This is a genomic window from Bacillus sp. FJAT-25509, assembly GCF_001420605.1.
GTDB lineage: Bacteria > Bacillota > Bacilli > Bacillales > Bacillaceae_G > Gottfriedia.
Map to the genome: position 1 here is coordinate 181,513 of NZ_LJIZ01000016.1, position 20,964 is coordinate 202,476.

A 20,964-nucleotide genomic window follows, 5' to 3' on the forward strand; every position below is an offset into this window, starting at 1 on the left:
TTTAATAGAAAGGAAGAAGTTACTTGATCACTGCAATATTTATTTTTTTATTAGCCGGTTTAGCTGAAATTGGAGGAGGATACCTTATTTGGTTATGGCTAAGAGAAGGACACTCTGCGTATTTAGGATTAATCGGAGGCATTATTTTGGCAATTTATGGTGTCATTGCAACGTTCCAAATTTTCCCATCATTTGGTAGAGTTTATGCTGCCTATGGGGGTGTATTTATCGTTCTTTCAATTTTATGGGGCTGGGGTGTTGATAAAAAATCACCTGATTTATATGATTGGATTGGTGCAGCAATCTGTTTAATTGGAGTGTCTGTTATTTTATGGGCGCCTCGTAATTAATACCCTTTCGTAATGATATGAAACAGCAAATCGGCTATTTAGCCGATTTTTTATTTAACTTTTTTAAGGATAGTACTATAAGAAATTGAATTCTTTAACTAGGAGAATTAATGCTTATTTTATTAAGGAGGTAAAAATTAGTTGTTACAAATGGGCGATATTATTACATTTGAACGAACTTTTACGGTTGAAGACGTTGAATTGTTTACGAAGGTTTCTGGTGATGCAAAGCGCACACCATATCACGCCTGATGAACAAGGAAGACTAGTCATTCAGGGATTATTGACAGCAACTTTACCTACTAAAATAGGTGGAGATCACAACGTACTAGCACGAACAGTAAATTTCCAATTTTTAAGACCAGTTTACTCAGGAAATACAATAACCTGTGAAGTTACTATCGAGAAATATGAAAAAAAAGAGAATAGAATATCAATCATGTCTTCCTTTATATGTACAAATCAGAATAAAAAACAAGTATTAAGTGGGAGCTTATCAGGAGTAATATTATAACCTTCCTAAATTAAGAAAATGAATTCGGAAATCAGCATTCTTCTCTCCAAGCAACTAATTCTTTAAATAATTAATTGGAATGAAGGATACCCGGCTCCTATTGGAGATGCGGTAAGACTTTAGACCCCATGTCTCTTTAACTAACTCCACAAGGGCCAAAGTCTCCGATTCCGAACATCCTACAGTTGACACGTTTGGCATAAATCAATATCACTCTATTAATTATGGTATAAAGACTGTAATGCCAAATGTTCTAAATCTTTTTTTACATATATATCATATTGAGTATTCTCATTAAATCTCCTACCACTAAAATTCATCGGTAATTTCGTCTTATACTCAATTCCATTCTTCTTCAATTTACCAATAATCATAAAATAGTTTTGATAGCCATGCGTAGTATAGATTAACTTCCACTTTCGGTTTAAATATAATTGAATGAAACTATACAGTATGATCAGGATAATGACATAGATTACTAGATATAACATATTTAGTCCCTCCAATTTATACTTTTTATTAAACATATTAAATTGCTACTAGTTTTTATGTATGGATTTAAGAAAATTATTATTTTAATGTATTCTTTCTTTGAAAATCAAAACACTCCAGTAAATCTATACTGGAGTGTAAAAGTTTTAAAAGAATCCTAGTTTGCTCGGAGAATAACTAACTAGCAGATTCTTTGTATTTTGATAGTGGTCCAACATCATTTTATGTGTTTCACGACCTACTCCTGAATTTTTATACCCACCAAAAGCTGCATGTGCAGGATATGCGTGATAGCAGTTTACCCAAACTCGACCTGCTTCGATGTTGCGTCCGAATCGATAAGCAGTATCCATATCACGAGTCCAAACACCCGCTCCTAATCCATATAATGTATCATTAGCGATTTCCAATGCCTCTTCTTTTGTTTTAAATGTAGTAACCGAAACAACAGGACCAAAAATTTCTTCCTGGAATACTCTCATTTTATTGTTCCCTTTGAAAATTGTAGGATTTACATAAAAACCATCTTTCAATTCTCCATCAAGAACATTACGACTACCACCAACTAAAACTTCGGCACCTTCATTCTTTCCAATTTCAAAATAAGATAAAATCTTATTCAATTGCTCGTGCGAAGCTTGAGAACCGATCATTGTTTGAGGATCCAATGGGTTTCCTTGTTTAATCGCTTTAACACGTTTTACCGCTCGATCCATAAATTCCTCATAGATTGATTCATGAATAAGTGCTCTTGAAGGACATGTACAAACTTCTCCCTGATTTAAAGCAAACATCGTAAAGCCTTCAAGTGCTTTATCGAAAAACTCTTCATTGTCTACTACATCTTCAAAGAATATATTAGGAGATTTACCACCTAATTCTAATGTAACAGGAATTAAATTCTTTGAAGCATATTCCATAATTAGTCGCCCAGTTGAAGTTTCACCAGTAAATGCAATTTTCGCAATTCGATCACTTGAAGCTAATGGTTTACCTGCTTCAAGTCCAAATCCGTTTACAACGTTAACAACCCCAGGTGGCAATAAATCTTGAATTAGTTCCATTAAAACTAATACAGAAGTTGGCGTTTGCTCAGCCGGTTTTAGAACAACACAATTCCCTGCAGCAAGGGCTGGAGCAAGCTTCCAAACAGCCATTAATATTGGGAAGTTCCATGGAATAATTTGTCCGACAACCCCTAATGGCTCTTTATAATGATAGGCAACTGTATCACCATCAAGTTCACCGAGTGATCCTTCTTGCGATCTGATACAGCCGGCAAAATAACGAAAATGGTCAATAGCTAAAGGAATATCTGCAGCTAAAGTTTCACGTACAGGTTTACCATTCTCCCAAGTTTCAGCGACAGCGAGATATTCTTTATTTGCTTCCATACGATCAGCAATCTTATGTAAAATATTTGCCCTCTCAGTTACTGACATTCTTCCCCATTTACCTTTTGCACCGTGTGCTGCATCAAGTGCTTTTTCGATGTCTTCTGAAGTCGATCTTGCCACCTCACAAAAGACTTGTCCAGTTACTGGCGATACATTTCCAAAATACTGTTCCCTTACTGGTCTTACCCATTCGCCACCAATAAAATTGTCATAACGATTTTTAAACGTAATTAATGAACCAGATTTTCCAGGTGTTGCAAATACCATAATGATTCCCCCTTAATAGCTTGTCTCTTTATAAACCTATGAAAGCGCGTTTATAACTATGACAAATAATAGATATTTTGTTTAATAGAAATATTTTGATTCAAAACTCATTATTAGGTAGAATGATAGAAGTGAAAAAAATCTGTTAGAAAATGAGGGGTAACTGTGCGTAAAAACTTCGTAGATATTTTATATCTCCTTGTTGGATCAGCCATATTTGCAGTCGGTGTTAACTTCTTTGCAATACCGAATAAATTAGCTGAGGGTGGCTTTACCGGCATTACGATGATTACTTATTATCTATTTAACTGGTCTCCTGATGTCGTATATTTTGTTTTAAATGCTTCCTTGTTAATAATTGGATATAAATATTTAAAGAAACAACTAATAATATATACAGTTATTTCCATTGTAGCCATTTCTTTTTTCTTACGTATGACAGACGGTTATGGCGTACCAACAAGCGAAACTTTACTAGGTACTATTTTTGCTGGTGTTTTAATCGGACTAGGGTTAGGAATTGTCTTTCGTGCGGGTGGTACAACAGGCGGTTCCACGGTTCTAGCTCAAATGGTTCATCAATCCTTCGGGTGGAGTATTAGTAAATCTTTACTATTATTTGATCTAATTGTTGTTTTAGGTGGTTATTTTGTAATCGGCTTTGAGAAAACATTATATACTGTAATTTCTATTTATATCGGTATTAAAGTTTTGGATTTTATTATGGAAGGATTAAATCCTAAAAAAGCGATTACGATTATTTCCGATCAGGCGAATGAAATTGCACAAATCGTATCAAATGAAATGAATCGAGGAGTAACGATTTATCCTGCAAAAGGCCACTTCTCTGGCCTACGAAAAGAGTCCTTATACATTATTCTTAATAATAAAGAACTATTTGAACTTAAAAAAATAATTCACACAATTGATCCAAAAGCATTCGTCGTTATACATGATGTAAATGATGTACTAAAAGCAGGGTAAATAGTTTAGTACAACTCGGATCTATAATAAAAAACAAATCACCATAAGTAATCCAACTTAAGTGATTTGTTTTTTATTTTTAAGCGCTCAGCCTTTCTTTTCCCTTCTCTCAGTCAATAACCTTTCATTTATTCCATCAAGTTCTTTTTGTAGCTTGACGATTTTTGAAATTTGAGCTTTCTTTTCTTCATCCGTATCTTTTTCCTCTGCATTCATTGCAGCTATTTCTAGTTGTAATTTAATTCGTTCATTTAATAAAGTTTGCTGATCGTTTGAGATGTTCTGTCTTCCGTTCCATTCTGCAAAAGATCCTTTGAATTCATAAAGATTTCCATTTTCAATATGAATTACGCGATTTGAGACCTTTTTTAGTAAATAAGGATCATGTGACACTACAACGACTGCTCCAGGATATGCAGCTAATGCTTCTTCAATTCTTTCTCGCGTGTGAATATCTAAATAGTTTGTTGGCTCATCAAGCACTAGTAGGTTTGAATCAGAAAAGTATAATTTTACGAAAGCGACTCTACATTTCTCTCCCATGCTTAGTTGGGCAATATTTTTGTAAACATCCTCTCTTCTAAAAAGGAAACATGCTAAAATTGTTCTTGCTTCAGTTTCAGTCATATTTGGAAGTGATAAAATTTCATTTAAAATTGTTGAATCCTCATTTAACGCTTCAAGCTCTTGCATAAAATACCCTATTTTTAATTGAGGATTCTGTTTTACAGATCCACTATTAGGAATCATTAATCCTGTTAATAATTTTAAAAATGTTGATTTTCCAGATCCATTTTTTCCAATTACAGCTAATCGATCTTCTCGATTTAAACTAAAATCAACTTGATTAAATAACGCTTTTTCATCATATGAAAAATCAACTTTTTCAAATGTAATCATTTGTTTTGCTGAAAATGAATCATTTTCAAAGCTGGCTGAAATTGTTTTAACTTCTTTTGGTTTATCTACTTTTCTTTTCTCTAATCGTTCTAAATCCTTTTCTTTTGATTTAAATCTTAATGCGTTTTTAGCCGCTTTTTTCTTTGCAAAAGGATCACGTTCACTAGCTGCATTATGCGAGCTTGTAAACCATTGTTTATATTGATTAATTGTTTCAATGAGCTTTTTCTTTTCCGCTTCTTGTTTATTATATTGTGCTTGCTGCGTTTTTTGCTCATGTTCTTTTTGTATTTTATATGTTGAATAACCACCATTATACTTAAAAGTAGCATTTTCCGTTAATTCAACAGTAACTGTCGCAACATCATCAATGAATTGTCGTTCATGAGAAATAAAAAGTACACTACCTTTAAAATTTTGTAACCATTCCGTTAACCATTGGATTGACTCAGTGTCTAAATGATTTGTTGGTTCATCTAAAATTAATAGCTTTGGTTGCTTCATCATTATCTTTGCTAATTTAACTTTTGTTTTTTGTCCACCACTTAAATGACTGAATGGGATATTCCATAACTCTTGCGGTAATTGAAATTTCTTCAAAACTTGATCTATTTTCGTTTCCCAATCATAACCATCTAATTCCAAATATTTACTTAAACTCTCGTTATATTTAGAAAGATTTTCTTCGTTAGACAGATCAAGTATATACTTTTCTAAATTCTTTTTGATGAAATATCGCTCTTGATCAAATGACTCGATCACTTCCCTTGCTGAAAAGTTTTCTAGATTCTCTTCATCGGTTAAAAGCCATCCAATTTCATCTTTTGAATAGTGGTTTTGTAGCATTCCTTTTTTCAATGGAATATTACCTAAAATGGCATTAATAAATGTTGATTTTCCAACTCCATTTTCACCAATTAATGCTACCCTTTCACCATCTTTTATGTCTAAGTTTCCATTTTTAAAAATTGTTTTTCCATTTAACTCTATTTCTATATTCGATGTTTTTATAATAAACATATACTTCACTCCATCCGATTTTAAAATATCACTCTGCGCAAAAATACAATCTTTAACGAGAGAAAATAAAAAACACACAAGCAGTATCTGCCTGTGTGTAAATTGGATGTGATTTAATAAGCCGTGTATATATATAAATATATACGTTAGATTATATTTCAAATGAAATATAATAATAAATAAACCATGTATTAAAAACAATGGATTAATTTAATATTAGTATAGGCTCATAAATAGACATAGTTATCCAATTTCTCTGATTTCAGGCAGAGTACTTTTTTGCTATAAAATTCGTTAGCTTAAAAAGTTATCGGATATTGTACATAGTGTCTAAATTTGATGCCTCCTTAAAAATATTAATTTAATCTTAGCTTACTTTTAGTATGTTTTCAATGCTTTCTTTTTATTCTTTCCAAATTAATGCCAATTCCTTACTTAATTTCTTTCTTAATTGGCGACTTTCTAAACGTTTAAATGCTAATTGCTGTAATTTAATTTCTTCATCAGTTTCTGGTATTGCCTCTACTACTTTATGTGGTTTACCATCTTTAAGTGCAACAAATGTAACAAAACATGTTGCAGCAACTCTTTTTTCACCTGAAAGTAGATCTTCGGCAGTAGCTCGAACAAATACTTCCATTGAGCTTGAGCCTGTTAAGATCACGAACGATTCATAATATATGCAGTCACTTTCTCGAACTGGACATAGGAACTCTACTGAATCCATCGATGCGGTTACACATTCCATTCTCGAATGCTTTGTAGCTGAAATGGAGGCAATTAAGTCCATTGCGGCAAGCATTTTTCCTCCGAATAATGTACCATGGTTATTTAAGTCAGTTGGAAATATTCTACTACTATCAAATACTCTAGATTCTTTTACGTATCTACCACTCATCGATTTCACCCTATCATTAAATAATTGAATAATATTTTTCTCGAACTTTTTTCGCAGATTTTACCATATTTGATAAGGCATCTATTACCTCAGCTTCATTTCGTGTCTTTAAACCACAGTCTGGATTAACCCAAAATCTATTTGCTTCACACACTTTTAAAGAACTTAAAATATTCTCTTCCATTTCCTCAACCGATGGAACCCTTGGACTATGAATATCATACACGCCTAAACCAATTCCAAATGGATAAGGAGATTCAGATAAATAAGTAGAAAATTCTTGATGACTTCTTGCATGTTCAATTGAAATAACATCTGCATCTAATTCAATAATTGTGTTCATAATATCGCTAAAATTGCTATAACACATATGTGTATGTATTTGCGTTTCATTTCGGACGCTTGAAGTAGCTAAACGAAATGCTCTCGTTACCCAATTTAAATATTGATTCCAATCTTTTTGCTTCAAAGGTAAACCTTCTCGAATTGCAGGTTCATCAACTTGAATAATTGAAATACCAGCAGCTTCTAGTGCTTTTACTTCTTTACGTAAAGCTAACGCAATTTCATTTGCTATTTCCTCTCTTGTACGATCCTCACGAACAAACGACCAATTTAATATTGTAACAGGACCTGTTAACATCCCTTTGACTGGTTTAGTTGTTATACTTTGTGCATACTCAGTTTCATTTACAGTAATTGGCTTTGTAAATTCGACTTTACTAAAAATAATTGGCGGTTTTACACAGCGCGATCCATAAGATTGAACCCATGCTTTTTTCGTGAAGGCAAATCCCTCTAGTTTCTCACCAAAATATTCAACCATATCCGTACGCTCATACTCGCCATGTACTAATACATCCATATCAATATTTTCTTGAATTTCAATCCACTCATTAATTTTCAATTTAATTTGATTCATATATTCCGATTCATCGATATTTCCTTTTCGCCATTGCTGTCTTACTTGTTTAATTTCCTTCGTTTGAGGAAAACTTCCAATAGTAGTCGTTGGTAAAATCGGTAAATTCATTACTTTATTTTGTAAAGGATATCTTAAATGAAATGGTACTGGTCTTCTAAAATCTTCTTCATTAATGGATTCTAATTCATTACGAGTTGATTGATTTTTTTCACTAAGTTGTTTTAAATTTTCTAAACAATTACTTGCATATTTAACTTCATTATCAAACATGCTCGCTTTGTTAATTAATAAACTTTTTAATATAACTAACTCTTCCAATTTTTCATCGGCAAACGCTAATGCATCAAATAATGTTTCATTTAATAAATTCTCTTCAGTTTTTGTAACTGGTACGTGAAGCAAACTACAAGATGGATGAATCCACCAATCTTTGGGACTTATTTCTTCTTTGAGAGAATTCAAAAACTTAATGCAATCATTTAAATCATTTCTCCAAATATTACGCCCATTAACTATTCCTACACCTAGTACTTTGTCATTTGGAAATCCGTGCTCGAGTATTGACTGTAAATTTCCATCTTTACCGTGTACAAAATCAAGTCCAATGCCATCTACAGGGAATGAAATTAGTTCTTCATATTGTTCAACTGCTTCAAAGTAAGTTTGTAGCATTATTGATAATGAAGGGACAGCTTTTGCGATTTGAGCATAAACTTCTTTCATAAAACGAATATCTTCGCTTGATTCTTCTAACACAAAACATGGTTCATCAATTTGTACCCACTCAACACCTTCATTCTCAAGCTCTTTAAGCATTTGAATATATAGGCTTACTAGATTATTAATTATGTTTCGTTTTTCTTCTTCTTGGTAACCTTTTGCTAACTGTACAAATGTATAGATTCCTAGAATGACAGGTTTCGTTTTTATACCAAGCTCAAGTAATGCCTCTTTGTATGCTTCTAACGGCTTATTGTATAGTAATCTAGATTGCTTGCCCTTTTGATATTCAGGTACGATATAGTGATAATTTGTATTAAACCACTTCGTCATTTCACAAGCTACAATGTTTTTACTACCCCTTGCTAATGCAAAATATGTCTCTAGACTAGGTTTTTCATTTATTTCACCAAATCGACTAGGAATCCAACCAAACATAGTAGCAATATCTAACACATGATCATAAAACGTAAAATCATTTACAGGGACTAGCTCCACACCTAAATCGTGCTGTTTCTTTATTGAGCTTATTCTCAATGATTTCATTTCTTTTTCAAATTCTTCTTCATTAATTTTCTTTTGCCAAAAGCTCTCTAACGTTTTTTTCCATTCACGATTTTCACCAATTCTCGGATATCCTAAATTACTTATTTTTACCATTTTTTTCCTCTCCTTTTATCTAAAATAAAAAAGCATTTTTATCTCATAAGAGACAAAAATGCCTTTAAGTTGGAAAACATAAATAATTAGAATACGTTAACTTAAGCTTTCTTTCCATAAGGCACCTCCCTATCTCTCGTAGGTCAAACAGCGTCGTTAGAATAGGCAGGTCTCCTGACTTAAGAATCTTTGTAAATAAAAGCCTTCCCTAAATTAATAAGTGGCATCTTCTTATTTACTCCTCTATTACAGTGGCGGGACCGTGTTGGAATTAAACCAAACTTCCCTTTTAAGTAAATGATTTCAAACTATGATCTTCATTTACACCTATTCCCTACTATTTAGTTTTCATCATTTTGTCATAAAATGCAAAAATAGTCAAAATATTTATTTTTTATTTTCCGTATAAATTTTAAAAAAATTTTTATTTTAGGTTAAATAGATACTGCTGATTCATTATACAGACAATAAAAAAATGCACTCGCATGATAATCTCATCCAGCTTAATTACTGGTTGATTTTATAATACGAACGCATTGATTGTTAAAAAAATTTATTTTTTTATTGTATAACTATAGTACCTCTTATTATCAAACTAAGTGATTGATCAGTTAGCTACCTTTTCATCTGTTTGAGCATCTAATGGTACACGTTTTCCGATACCGAAAGCATAAAAACAAATGACAAGGATTGCCAAGAAAATAATTCCCACAATAAGTGATATACGCGTGTCATCATTAAACCACATACCGATTAGGACCAAAACTAAATAAGCTAATGTTAAGTAGTTAGTAAATGGTGCAAAAGGCATTTTAAAAGGATGATTCTTAATTTCATCTCCCTTTACTTTTCTGAAACGAATATGACTAATTAGAATGACAAACCACGGGATCATCCCAGGAAGTACGCTTGCACTGTATACATACACGAATAAGTTTTTTGGTGCAATAAAATTTAAAATAACGCCGATTACTAAACCAATTAGTACACCAATCGTACCGAATAAAGGCACTCCGTTATTTGAGACTTTTGTAAAATATTTTGGAGCTTGTCCATTTACACCTAATGTATATAGCATGCGTCCTGCGCTATAAATACCACTGTTACAACCAGACATTGCAGCAGTGATTACTACAAAGTTAATAATTCCAGCAGCTGCTGTAATACCAACTTTTGCAAAAGTTACAACAAACGGGCTACCAATCGAATTTAGTTGGTCCCAAGGGAAAACTGTTACTATTACAAAAATAGCACCAATATAGAAGATTAAAATACGCCAAATAAGACTTTGAATCGCTTCTTTTAATGTCTTTTTCGGATTTTCTGCTTCTCCAGCTGTAATACCAATTAATTCAACGCCTTGATAAGCTCCAACAACTAGTGAAAGTGCAAAGAAGAAACCTGACCAACCACCTGTAAAGAAGCCGCCATTTTTCCAAAGGTTAGATATTCCAATCGCATTTCCTCCGTTTCCTAAACCGAAGAAAATTAGACCAAACCCTGCAACAATCATCAATAAAATTGTAACGACTTTAATCATTGCAAACCAAAATTCAAATTCACCAAATGATTTAACGGAAATTAGATTTGCTGCACCAAGTATCACAATTGCAATAATTCCTGGTATCCAAGCAGGTAGGTCTGGAAACCAATACTTCATATATGCCCCAACTGCAATAATTTCTGACATTCCAACAATAACCCACTGGAACCAGTTACTCCATGCAGTCATATACCCAGCTAAAGGGTGGATATATTTATGGCCAAATGTCGCAAATGAACCTGTACTTGGCTCTAGGTAAAGCATTTCCCCCATTGCACGCATAATGAAGAAGATAAAAATCCCCGAAATTGCATAAGCAAGCATTACTGATGGGCCTGTCCAATGAATTGTACTCGTTGAACCCATAAATAATCCTACACCGATTGTACCGCCTAATGCAATCATCTGAATATGGCGCGCTTTCAATCCTTTTTTCAATTCCTTTTGTGCCATTCTATTTCCTCCCCTTCCTGATGAAACAAGTGTCACTTTTTGAATCAATCTTAAAAACTTCTCCCCTAAAACCATTACTAACTTATTAAGAATTTTTACAGTTAAAAAGCTTCTTTATTTTCCTATAATTAACTGATCTTTCGAATTGAACTTGGAATATTTTTCTTATTTTTCTTGCGTAAAATACTAATAAAATAACCAATAAAACCACCAACAATAGCTGGCACAATCCAACCTAAACCTAAACTATACAAAGGGAGGTACTTAGTGAAAAAATGATGAATTACTTCAATTTGTATTCCAGCTGAGTTTAACCCATCAAATAGACTCACAATAAAAGTTAAGATCAAACTGCCTTGATACACTTCTGACCTACCTTGGAATGTATAGTGTAAGAATGTTAAGAAAATTAAGGATATAGCGATAGGATATAGTGTCATTAATACAGGAATTGAAACTTTAATTAGCTGTGTTAAACCTATATTTGCTATAAGAGTACTAAACACAGTCAGAATGATCGCAATTTTTTTGTAAGAAATGGCTGGAAACATTTCATGAAAAAAAGTAGAACAAGCAGTGATCAGTCCAACACTAGTAGTCAAACATGCCACTGTAATCATTAAACCTAATAATATTGCTCCATAGGAACCAAAATAATAGTCTGAAACTTTCGCTAAAACTTCAGCACCATTATCTAATCGACCAAGTTTCTCAACACTTGAAGCGCCCATATAAGTAAGAGCAGTATAGATTATTGCTAAAAGTGAAGCAGCTATTGCTGTTGACTTTCCACAAACGATCATAAGCTGTTTTTTAGTCGTAACTCCTTTTCCTTTAATTGCGTTTACAATAATAATTCCAAAAACAAAAGCTACAAGAGCATCCATTGTTAAATAGCCTTCTTGGAAACCTTTAAAAAACACATTTGTTGTATATCCTTTAAAAGGCTCTTGAAATTTTCCAATTGGATGAACAATAGCGATAACAACAAGCAATCCGATAAACGTTAATTTAATAGGAGTTAGAAATTTTCCTACTACATCAATAATCTTTGTAGGATTAAGTGATAACAAGCATGTAACTGTGAAAAATAAGATTGTAAATATGATTAATGCACCAGGATTTGCATCATTTGATAAAAAAGGTTTAACGCCAATTTCAAACGATACATTCCCTGATCTAGGGATAGCAAAAAAAGGACCAATTGCTAGATAGAGAACCGTAGTAAATACAATACCAAACAACGGATGTACCCGTCTAGCTAAAGATTGCAAATTTTTTTCACCTGAAAAAACAAAAGCTGTAACGCCTAACAATGGTAATCCAACTCCAGTAACTAAAAAACCTGCATTGGCTATCCATAAGTTTTTTCCGGCTAACTGTCCAAGTATGGGTGGAAAAATTAGATTTCCTGCTCCAAAAAACAGTGCAAATAACATAAAACCTAAAATGATTATAAAAGTATTAGGTACTCTTGGTGACATAAACAACAACTCCGATTATTAATTTGTATAAAGTTCCCAATTGGACTAATTTTCAGACCAAACAATCTTACCTCACATTTTCATCAAATTCAATAAAATTATATTATAATAAGTTATTCTTTCTGCGTATGATTATATTTTGTCACAATTTTTTCAAATCTATAAACCTAATTCAATGGATTCTCTATAGATTTGTTGCTTATAGGACAGTTAAGTTTGGATTTCGTCACAAAAAAGCACCCCAGTCGAAAAGCTGGAGTGTTTTTTTTCTATTTCCTACATTTTTAAGTTATCAATGTTTATTTCAAGTTCCACTTTCATTGTGTCCTTGTAGGAAGAACTGTATTTTACTAGTTATTGAATATAATCATAAATATTCTTCACTAATAATAAACAGGTCACTGCTATAAATAGCGCACGTACATAACCACTTCCTTTTTTTATTGCAAATTTCGATCCACAAATCGCACCTGCAATTTGTGCAATTCCCATTATTATTCCATAAGTGTAGTTTACTTGTCCTAAAAACATAAACATTAACAATCCAGCAATATTACTACTAAAGTTTAAAAATTTTGCATTTCCTGCAGACTTTAAAAAATCAAACCCAATCATCAAAAAAGCAAAAATTAAAAATGATCCAGTTCCAGGTCCAATGAACCCATCATAGAAGCCAATTGCAAAGATCGTAACTAAAAAAATAATGAATTGATAAATGGATAATTTTTTTTGTGTTGAATTACTTCCCCATTCTTTCTTGAAAATAGTAAAAATTGCTACTGCTCCGAGCATAATTAACATCAATGGCTTAAGCATTTCAGGGTTTAGCAAATGTACAGTGTATGCACCCAATAATGAGCCAATAAATGAGAGTGGAAAAAATTTAAGAACTGATTTTAATTCGATTTTACCTGAACGATAAAACATTAATGTACTTGTTAGAGAGCCAATTGTCGCTGCTAATTTATTGGTAGCTACTGCCGCGGCAGGATTAAGCCCCGTGAATAATAATGCAGGTAGTGTAATCAACCCACCACCCCCAACAACAGAATCAATAAATGAAGCTAAAAATCCAAAACAAATTAAAATAATTAATAAAGATGAGTCTAGATGCATTTCTATCAACCTTCCTATGTAGTCACTACTGAAATAGTAACTAACAAATTGCTATCTGTAAATAGTTATTGTAAATTTATTACATAAACAAAAATAGGAGTGCAAAAAAATGGAAGATCTAGTGCAACAGTTCAAAAAATTAGGTTTTAACGAATATGAAGCTAAATCTTATGTATCACTCGTTAAACAAGGTCCTGTTACAGCCTACCAAGTTAGCAAGGACTCAGGTATACCAAGAGCACGTATTTATGATGTGCTAGGTAATCTTGTTGAAAAGGGAATTGTCTTGAAAGAGGAAATAAATGACGTGGCTCGGTATTCACCTCTGCCCGTTGATATCTTTTTACAGAAGGCCCAATCGGAGTGGCAATCAACTTATTCTGTAGTAAGTGACTCTTTAAAAGATTTAGAATCATTTGGTGAAAAAGTGGACAACCGGGTAATTACTTTAAAAGATTATAAAACGATTATTAACTATTGTGAGACGCTAATAAAAAAAGCAGAAAAACGGATTGTAATTTCCATGTGGGACGAAATGTATGAGGTTTTGAAAAAAGAACTGGTCCATGCGACTGAAAATGCAACTATTCAAGGAATTACGCTACACGTCGAAAATCCTATTGGAAATCTAGAAAGTCATCGCATTACGCCATTTACAGAGACCAAGTCTACAGATCATTGGTTTATTTTGTCGATTGATTCTAAAGAGATGATTTATGGACCATCAATTGAGGAGCGTAGTGTTGCTTTTTATACAAATGATCCAGTTCATATTTACTTATTAGAAGATTATATATGGCACGATGTACTAGTGAATAGACTTGTTCGACGTAGCCAAGACAATTTAGAGAAATGGATTACAACTGAGCGAAAAGCTTTTTTCATGGAATGATAATACGCCAATACGGAGTACAAAAAACTTGTGTTTCAGACTGATTGCAAGCGCTTGTCTTTCGAGGCGCGAAGTCTGGTGAGGAGCGGAGTTACCCTAGACGGTAATGAGCACGCTCAACAGGCGAAGCAACGAAGAAAGCGAGCGTTTGACAACAGTCTGAAAGCATAAGTATTTTAATGTACTTATGCATTATTTCCAGTCTATGGGATGGTATTCACAATTTTAGTGATTTTAATGAGCTAGGCTGTTATCTGGCATTTTCTTAAGTTTTCTTAAGTAAGGAATCATTAAAATAGCCCCCATAACGAATGTAATCCCCTCAGTAAGTGTTAAAGACCAAATTATGCCATTTAATCCATAAAAATGATGTAAGATGATGACAACTGGAATGAAAAGCACACCTTGTGTAATTGACATGATCCCTGTAGCAAGCCCTTCACCAGACGCTTGGAAGATACTAGTGAATAAACCTGTGAATCCGTTAAAAACAGATGAAATAAGTTGAGCTGTTAAGATTAGTGCTCCTATACTAAGCACGGCTGAATCGCTTGTAAATAAACCGAGTACTTGAATTTTAAATATATATACAATTCCACCAAATACAATTGAGATTCCGCCAATCCATAGAGTTAACTCTTTTAATGTTTCAGTTAGACGCGGTTTATTTTTCCCACCAAAATTATAAGCAATTAAAGAAATGGCTCCTATAAATAAGCCCATCGTAATAAACTCTGGAAGTTGTGCAATCCTTACAGCGATCCCGAAGCTTGCTACAACATGCTCGCCGTATTCAATTGCATAATTATTTAATAGTAGAGTTGTAACAATCATAAATGACATTTTAAATAACTCTGGAACACCGACTTTATAGATTTCTAATTGATCGGTCATCGATACTTTCCAATGCTTTAAGAAACCTTTTAAAGTTTCACTTTTTCTCTCTAAAAACCAAATGTAATATATGCTTGCGGCGATATTTGCTAAAACCATTGAAAGGGCAGCCCCCATTACATGAAGGTTTAAAACTAAAATGAATAACACATCAAATATGATGCTAAAAATTACACTAATAAACATTCCATACATCGATTCTTTTGCAGCACCCTCAGAACGCACAATTTGTTCTAATGCAAAGTTCAAAATAAATGCAAAGCCACCAATAAAAAGGGTGATCGTATATTGCTTAGTATAAAGCAATGTTGAAGCATCTGCTCCTAACAAATGAACAATTGGATTAACAAATAATAAGGCAATTACTGCAATAATCAATCCACATATAATACTCATATAAAAAGCATAGCCTGCTACTGATTTCCCTTTAAAAAGATTCCCTTCACCTAAGAGACGAGTAACAAAAGTTCCTGCACCAACCCCAAATACATTCCCAATCGCCATTAGCACTGTAAAGATTGGTAAACCTAATGTAATGGCGCTTAACATCGCAGTATCATGTACTAAACCGATAAAAAATACATTTATTAAGTTATAGATTGTACCAGCAGAAATCCCAATCATCATTGGAATACATAAACGAGCTAACGCTTTTCGTATCGGTGCTTCTTTTAAATAATAAATATTAGATTGATCTACTTCAAATCCTTCCATTATATTCCATCCTCCCGAATCTTATCTTTTTTATTTTGGTTTTTGATCATAATTTTTGTTTATATATAATTAGAATTCTAACTTTTAGGTTTCTAACTATTTACCGATACGACCTTAATGGCCGTAGTCACTCAAAGGTTTGATTCAATTTTTTTCAATAGGCGTAAAAATTCATTTTTTTCTTCTTCAGTTAATGACTCTGTTAAACGTGATTCCATTGCCAAAAACATATCATCAATCTGATTAACGATTTCTCTACCTTTTTCTAATACGAAAATTTGTTTCTGGCGTTCGTTATCAGCTTGGATTTTTCTTCCAATATACCCATTCTTTTCAAGCCCTTGAAGCATGCTTGTTATACTTGCACCTCTTCTATTAAATGCATCTGCTAAATCCTTTTGAATTATACCTCGATCCTGATGCTCAGCGATATAACTGATCATCCTACCTTGTTGTGGATTTACTTCAAGTTCTTTCGTACGATACGACAATTGATCCCGTACCTTATGCATAATGGTACTAAGAAGTCTCGTATAAGGTGTATCAATCAAATCGTTCACCTCCGAATAATTAGAATTCTAACTGTCTGAAACTAATATAACTCCGTGGGCGTTCTATGTCAATTAAAAAGATAGAATTCTAACAATTAGATTGTAAACTTTACAATCTTTTTTAACCCCATTAAAAGATTTGATCATGTCATTTGTCAGATGTTTTAGCTAGTCCAAATTTATTAATAATAGAAAGAACTAATACAATTTGCAAGCTCTAAATTAAGGCTATTTAACCAAAACATCAATATGAACTAAGACTTAAACATATAATCTTGTAGAACTATAACTTTCTATTAGTAATAGGTTATTATTACCCAATAGATTACCTAGTTGAAATTGTCATGTTCTTCCAAGAGGTCGGTTGGTTCTCGAAAACTGGCAAAACGATAATTAAATAAAGAGCAGTAATCCACTTCTATAATACATGAGGATTCTAAGTATTATAGTGAGGATACTGCCCTTTATGATTAATTAACCAACAGTGGGTGAAAAGTAAGACACCCCCGCTGGTTTTTTCCATTATACGAATAAACTTAGTAAAAGAATGAAGACCAATCCGCAAACGGAAATAATTGATTCTAATAATGTCCAAGTTAAGAAAGTTTCTTTCATACTTAACCCAAAATATTCTTTAAACATCCAGAAACCTGCATCATTAACGTGTGATGCGATTAAACTACCAGCTCCAGTTGCTAGAACGACTAAAGCTAAGTTAGCGTCAGAATGACCTAACATTGGAATAACTAAACCAGAAGTGGTTAAAGCTGCAACAGTAGCAGAACCTAGGGAAATTCGTAGGATCGCTGCAATAATCCAAGCAAGTAAAATCGGTGACATTGAAGTTCCTTTGAATAACTCAGCTACATAATCACCAACACCGCCATCAATTAACACTTGTTTGAAGGCACCGCCTCCTCCGATGATTAAGAGCATCATTCCAATATGTGTAATTGCAGTTGTACAAGAATTCATAACTTCTTTAATTGGTATTTTTCTAGCTAATCCCATTGTATAAATCGCAACTAATAATGAAATCACCATCGCAGTACCAGCATTACCAATAAAGCGGATCGCTACAAGTAGGCTATTATCAGCAAATCCAATTGTTTTTTGTAGTAAATTAACAATTGTTGCAAATGACATTAAAATAACAGGAAGTAAAGCTGTAAATACACTGATTCCAAAACCAGGAGTTTCTTCAAGGTTAAATGTTTTTTGTTCACCTAAAGATGCAATATTACCCGTTTTTGTGAAGGATTCAGGTACTAGTTTTTTAGCAAGCTTTGTAAATAAAGGACCTGCGATAAAAACAGTTGGTAAAGCAATAATAAATCCGTAAAGTAATACTTCACCAATATTTGCATGGTATTCACCAGCGATTACAGTCGGACCTGGATGCGGTGGTAAGAAACCATGTGTAACTGATAAAGCAGCCGCCATTGGAATACCTAAATATAAAATAGAAACTTTTAATTGTTTTGATATGGCAAATACAATCGGGATCAATAATACTAATCCTACTTCGAAGAATAAAGCGACACCGATAATGAATGAAGCAGCAACTACTGCCCATTGAATGTTCTTTTCACCGAATTTGTTTACAAGAGTCATCGCAATACGTTGAGCGCCACCAGAATCTGCGATCAATTTACCAAGCATTGCACCAAGTCCGAAGATTAATGCTAAATGACCAAGTGTTCCGCCTAATCCAGCTTCAATGGTTGTGCCAATATTATCTGGTTTCATTCCAAGTGCTAAAGCAACTCCAAATGAAACAATAATTAATGAAAGGAAAGTATTTAATTTAAACTTCATGATTAAAACAAGTAATGCTACTATTCCGATTGCTACTATAACTAGTGGCATGGAAATCCCCCCCGAAATTCTATTTATTTTTGTTAATTAATCCTCTTTGATAATTAGCAATCCGTTTATAATCTTTTTCTAACACTCTCGATAAGCTAATAAAGATTGGCAATAATTCTCGATATTCTTTTACTGCATCTTCATTAGGAGTATGTTTGTGCGTATTACCGACCATTTCAGATACTACTTCAAAGGATTCTATTTTTCCTGTTGCATAAAGACCTAAAATACAAGCACCAAGACAAGAACTTTCATAGCTTTCTGGTACAACTACATCTAAATCAAAAATATCGGACATCATCTGACGCCATACATTTGATCTTGCGAACCCACCAGTTGCTTGGATTTTGGATACTGGTCCATCCATACATTCAATTAAAGCTAAAAATACTGTGTATAAGTTGTATATAACGCCTTCAAGTGCAGAGCGAATCATATGCTCCTTCTTATGTGCCATCGTTAAGCCGAAGAAGGATCCTCGAACATCAGGGTTCCATAATGGTGCACGTTCACCTGCTAAATAAGGATGGAATAACAAGCCATCTGCCCCAGGTTTTACTCCTTCGGCAATCTTTGTTAAAACCTCATATGGATCAATACCTAATCTTTTTGCAGTTTCAACCTCCGAAGCCGCAAATTCATCACGAATCCAGCGAAAAATCATACCGCCATTGTTCACTGGTCCACCGATGACCCAATGTTTTTCCGTTAATGCGTAACAAAATATTCGTCCTTTTTCATCAGTTTGTGGTTTGTCAATAATGGTTCTAATTGCACCACTTGTCCCGATTGTTACTGCAATTTCTCCTTTTCGAATTGCATTCACACCAAGATTGGAAAGTACGCCATCACTTGCACCAATTACAAAAGGAGTTTTTGGATCAATTCCCATTTGTCTAGCTAAATCAAGATTACAGTTTGTAAAAATCTCCGTAGTAGGTACTAGTCTAGATAGTTGATCAGTTGTAATCCCTGCAATTTGTAAAGCTTCCTCATCCCAATCTAATGCTTTAAGATTCATCATACCCATGGCTGAAGCAAGTGAATGATCGACAACATATTGGTCAAAGAATTTTTTAAATATATATTCTTTAATCCCAATATATTTATTCGCTTTTTGAGCGATTTCTGGTCGTTCATTTACAATCCATGTAATCTTACTTAAAGGAGACATTGGATGAATAGGAGTTCCTGTTCGTTTATATATTTCGTGACCATTTAATTCATCTTTAATTTTATGAGTCCAAGCCTCACTTCGATTATCTGCCCATGTAATACAAGGCGTTAATGGTTGATCATTTTCATCCATGACAATTAAACTATGCATTGCACTACTAAAAGAAATAAATAATATCTCTTTTTGAGGATGTTGTTTCATTATTTTAGATATTGCTTGTACTAAAGCTGTAAAGATCTCTTCTGGGTCTTGTTCAGCTGTAGAAATATCAGGTGTATAGAGTGGGTATCCGATATTCTCTTGTTGGATGACTTCACCTGTTTCAGTAAATAAAACGGCTTTTGTGCTTGTGGTACCGATGTCTAACCCTAACATATAGTTTGTCATTATTCTTGTTCTACTCCTTTTGAAAACATTTGTTGAGATCTCCAAAGATCTTCTACTTTTCCTTGAACATCATCAAAGTTTTGATGTAAAGATTGAATCATAAGATCTCTATTCTTTGTACTAATTGCATCAATATATAATTGGTGATTTTCGACTATTCGTTCAAAGTCTTCGTAATTTTCCTTAAACCGTACTCTCATTGATAAAAGTATAAACGCTTCCATTACTGGTTTAGCATTATTCCAGATCATCAAAATGTATGAATGATCAATCGCTCGAATAATCGTTTCATGGAATAATACATCTTGAAATGAAAATTCATCGGCATCTTGATATTTAATTGCAATTTTCATCATTTCAAGAATTTTACTCAGTTCCAGAACCAATTCTTTCGTGTCCAATTTTACCAACCGTTCAAATACAAATGTTTCGATCAGTAATCGCACATCATATATTTCTTCTATTTCTTTATCAGTTAATCCAATAACAACAGCACCCATTCTTTCTAAACGAATTAGATTTTCAGATGCTAGTGTTTTTAATGCCTCTCTAATAGGAGAACGACTTACATTAAAATCGGCAGCCAATTTATTTTCTGATAACTTGGTACCGCTTTCAATTAGTCCAGAAATTATCTGCATCCTTAATTCATATGTTACACGATCACCAGCTGAAGCTTTTGAAAGCCATTTTTCCGGATAAAGATATTGCTTTAATTCTGACATTAGTTCACCTTCATTTCCATACGAGTATACTT

The 20,964-nt window shown here is 33.3% G+C and carries 16 protein-coding genes, 1 pseudogene and 1 riboswitch; of the genes and pseudogenes, 4 read left to right on the plus strand and 13 right to left on the minus strand.

Going from position 1 to position 20,964, the window contains the following annotated elements:
• The first annotated feature begins 23 nt into the window (after window positions 1-23).
• Window positions 24-350 carry a YnfA family protein gene (locus AN960_RS10130; protein WP_056470509.1) on the plus strand — a complete coding sequence of 109 codons (327 nt, stop codon included), beginning with the start codon at window positions 24-26 and terminating at the stop codon, window positions 348-350.
• A 150-nt stretch (window positions 351-500) separates the two neighbouring features.
• Window positions 501-864: pseudogene (locus AN960_RS10135) on the plus strand (hotdog family protein).
• A gap of 218 nt (window positions 865-1,082) precedes the next feature.
• On the opposite strand, the gene AN960_RS10140 reads toward AN960_RS10135, so the two are convergent.
• Window positions 1,083-1,355, minus strand: coding sequence for a hypothetical protein (locus AN960_RS10140; RefSeq protein WP_056470512.1), 273 nt, complete (start codon window positions 1,353-1,355; stop codon window positions 1,083-1,085).
• A gap of 147 nt (window positions 1,356-1,502) precedes the next feature.
• A complete protein-coding gene (gene exaC / locus AN960_RS10145) occupies window positions 1,503-3,020 on the minus strand; it encodes an acetaldehyde dehydrogenase ExaC (protein ID WP_056470514.1) in 1,518 nt (505 codons plus the stop codon).
• A 165-nt stretch (window positions 3,021-3,185) separates the two neighbouring features.
• On the opposite strand from exaC, the gene AN960_RS10150 reads away from it, so the two are divergent.
• Window positions 3,186-4,004: a YitT family protein gene (locus tag AN960_RS10150; RefSeq protein WP_056470517.1), complete on the plus strand. Its 819-nt coding sequence runs from the start codon at window positions 3,186-3,188 to the stop codon at window positions 4,002-4,004.
• Between the two features lie 87 nt (window positions 4,005-4,091).
• On the opposite strand, the gene abc-f is transcribed toward AN960_RS10150, so the two are convergent.
• From abc-f to AN960_RS10180, 6 genes are all read right to left on the minus strand, one after another.
• Window positions 4,092-5,924, minus strand: a complete 1,833-nt coding sequence (gene abc-f / locus AN960_RS10155) for a ribosomal protection-like ABC-F family protein (RefSeq protein WP_056470523.1) — start codon at window positions 5,922-5,924, stop codon at window positions 4,092-4,094.
• Window positions 5,925-6,327: 403 nt separating this feature from the next.
• Complete coding sequence (locus AN960_RS10160; RefSeq protein ID WP_056470525.1) at window positions 6,328-6,822, minus strand: acyl-CoA thioesterase; 495 nt, start codon at window positions 6,820-6,822, stop codon at window positions 6,328-6,330.
• Window positions 6,823-6,838: 16 nt separating this feature from the next.
• Complete coding sequence (metE, locus tag AN960_RS10165; protein ID WP_056470527.1) at window positions 6,839-9,127, minus strand: 5-methyltetrahydropteroyltriglutamate--homocysteine S-methyltransferase; 2,289 nt, start codon at window positions 9,125-9,127, stop codon at window positions 6,839-6,841.
• Window positions 9,128-9,274: 147 nt separating this feature from the next.
• A riboswitch (cobalamin riboswitch) is annotated at window positions 9,275-9,473 on the minus strand.
• Window positions 9,474-9,734: 261 nt separating this feature from the next.
• The gene (locus tag AN960_RS10170) at window positions 9,735-11,123 is read right to left on the minus strand and encodes an amino acid permease (protein WP_056470529.1); all 1,389 of its coding nucleotides are present in this window, start codon (window positions 11,121-11,123) and stop codon (window positions 9,735-9,737) included.
• 128 nt (window positions 11,124-11,251) lie between these two features.
• On the minus strand, window positions 11,252-12,607 hold the full coding sequence (brnQ, locus tag AN960_RS10175; protein WP_056470531.1) for a branched-chain amino acid transport system II carrier protein: 1,356 nt from the start codon (window positions 12,605-12,607) through the stop codon (window positions 11,252-11,254).
• A gap of 354 nt (window positions 12,608-12,961) precedes the next feature.
• Window positions 12,962-13,723 (minus strand): TSUP family transporter, encoded by a 762-nt coding sequence (locus AN960_RS10180; RefSeq protein WP_390310445.1) that lies wholly within the window; start codon window positions 13,721-13,723, stop codon window positions 12,962-12,964.
• Between the two features lie 109 nt (window positions 13,724-13,832).
• Between AN960_RS10180 and AN960_RS10185 the strand changes: the two genes are divergently transcribed.
• A complete protein-coding gene (locus AN960_RS10185; protein WP_056470533.1) occupies window positions 13,833-14,615 on the plus strand; it encodes a TrmB family transcriptional regulator in 783 nt (260 codons plus the stop codon).
• Between the two features lie 234 nt (window positions 14,616-14,849).
• Here the strand turns inward: AN960_RS10185 and AN960_RS10190 are convergent, their stop codons facing one another.
• The 5 genes from AN960_RS10190 to AN960_RS10210 all read right to left on the minus strand — a co-directional run bounded on the left by AN960_RS10190 (window position 14,850) and on the right by AN960_RS10210 (window position 20,932).
• On the minus strand, window positions 14,850-16,223 hold the full coding sequence (locus tag AN960_RS10190; RefSeq protein WP_056470536.1) for an MATE family efflux transporter: 1,374 nt from the start codon (window positions 16,221-16,223) through the stop codon (window positions 14,850-14,852).
• A 131-nt stretch (window positions 16,224-16,354) separates the two neighbouring features.
• Window positions 16,355-16,774 (minus strand): MarR family winged helix-turn-helix transcriptional regulator, encoded by a 420-nt coding sequence (locus tag AN960_RS10195; RefSeq protein ID WP_056470540.1) that lies wholly within the window; start codon window positions 16,772-16,774, stop codon window positions 16,355-16,357.
• Between the two features lie 522 nt (window positions 16,775-17,296).
• Window positions 17,297-18,643, minus strand: coding sequence for a GntP family permease (locus tag AN960_RS10200; RefSeq protein ID WP_056470543.1), 1,347 nt, complete (start codon window positions 18,641-18,643; stop codon window positions 17,297-17,299).
• A 19-nt stretch (window positions 18,644-18,662) separates the two neighbouring features.
• Entirely contained in the window at window positions 18,663-20,207 is a 1,545-nt protein-coding gene (gntK, locus tag AN960_RS10205; RefSeq protein ID WP_056470546.1) for a gluconokinase, read from the minus strand.
• A complete protein-coding gene (locus AN960_RS10210; RefSeq protein WP_056470549.1) occupies window positions 20,207-20,932 on the minus strand; it encodes a GntR family transcriptional regulator in 726 nt (241 codons plus the stop codon). The genes gntK and AN960_RS10210 overlap by 1 nt, the downstream gene beginning before the upstream one ends.
• Window positions 20,933-20,964 lie beyond the last annotated feature (32 nt).

Excerpts from the sequence above, each read along its gene's own strand:
- gntK (WP_056470546.1), bottom strand. The coding sequence starts at position 20,207 with ATGACAAACTATATGTTAGGGTTAGACATCGGTACCACAAGCACAAAA.
- exaC (WP_056470514.1), bottom strand. The coding sequence starts at position 3,020 with ATGGTATTTGCAACACCTGGAAAATCTGGTTCATTAATTACGTTTAAA.
- AN960_RS10210 (WP_056470549.1), bottom strand. The coding sequence starts at position 20,932 with ATGTCAGAATTAAAGCAATATCTTTATCCGGAAAAATGGCTTTCAAAA.
- AN960_RS10170 (WP_056470529.1), bottom strand. The coding sequence starts at position 11,123 with ATGGCACAAAAGGAATTGAAAAAAGGATTGAAAGCGCGCCATATTCAG.
- AN960_RS10160 (WP_056470525.1), bottom strand. The coding sequence starts at position 6,822 with ATGAGTGGTAGATACGTAAAAGAATCTAGAGTATTTGATAGTAGTAGA.
- AN960_RS10190 (WP_056470536.1), bottom strand. The coding sequence starts at position 16,223 with ATGGAAGGATTTGAAGTAGATCAATCTAATATTTATTATTTAAAAGAA.
- metE (WP_056470527.1), bottom strand. The coding sequence starts at position 9,127 with ATGGTAAAAATAAGTAATTTAGGATATCCGAGAATTGGTGAAAATCGT.
- abc-f (WP_056470523.1), bottom strand. The coding sequence starts at position 5,924 with ATGTTTATTATAAAAACATCGAATATAGAAATAGAGTTAAATGGAAAA.
- AN960_RS10200 (WP_056470543.1), bottom strand. The coding sequence starts at position 18,643 with ATGCCACTAGTTATAGTAGCAATCGGAATAGTAGCATTACTTGTTTTA.
- AN960_RS10180 (WP_390310445.1), bottom strand. The coding sequence starts at position 13,723 with ATGCATCTAGACTCATCTTTATTAATTATTTTAATTTGTTTTGGATTT.
- AN960_RS10140 (WP_056470512.1), bottom strand. The coding sequence starts at position 1,355 with ATGTTATATCTAGTAATCTATGTCATTATCCTGATCATACTGTATAGT.
- brnQ (WP_056470531.1), bottom strand. The coding sequence starts at position 12,607 with ATGTCACCAAGAGTACCTAATACTTTTATAATCATTTTAGGTTTTATG.
- AN960_RS10185 (WP_056470533.1), top strand. The coding sequence starts at position 13,833 with ATGGAAGATCTAGTGCAACAGTTCAAAAAATTAGGTTTTAACGAATAT.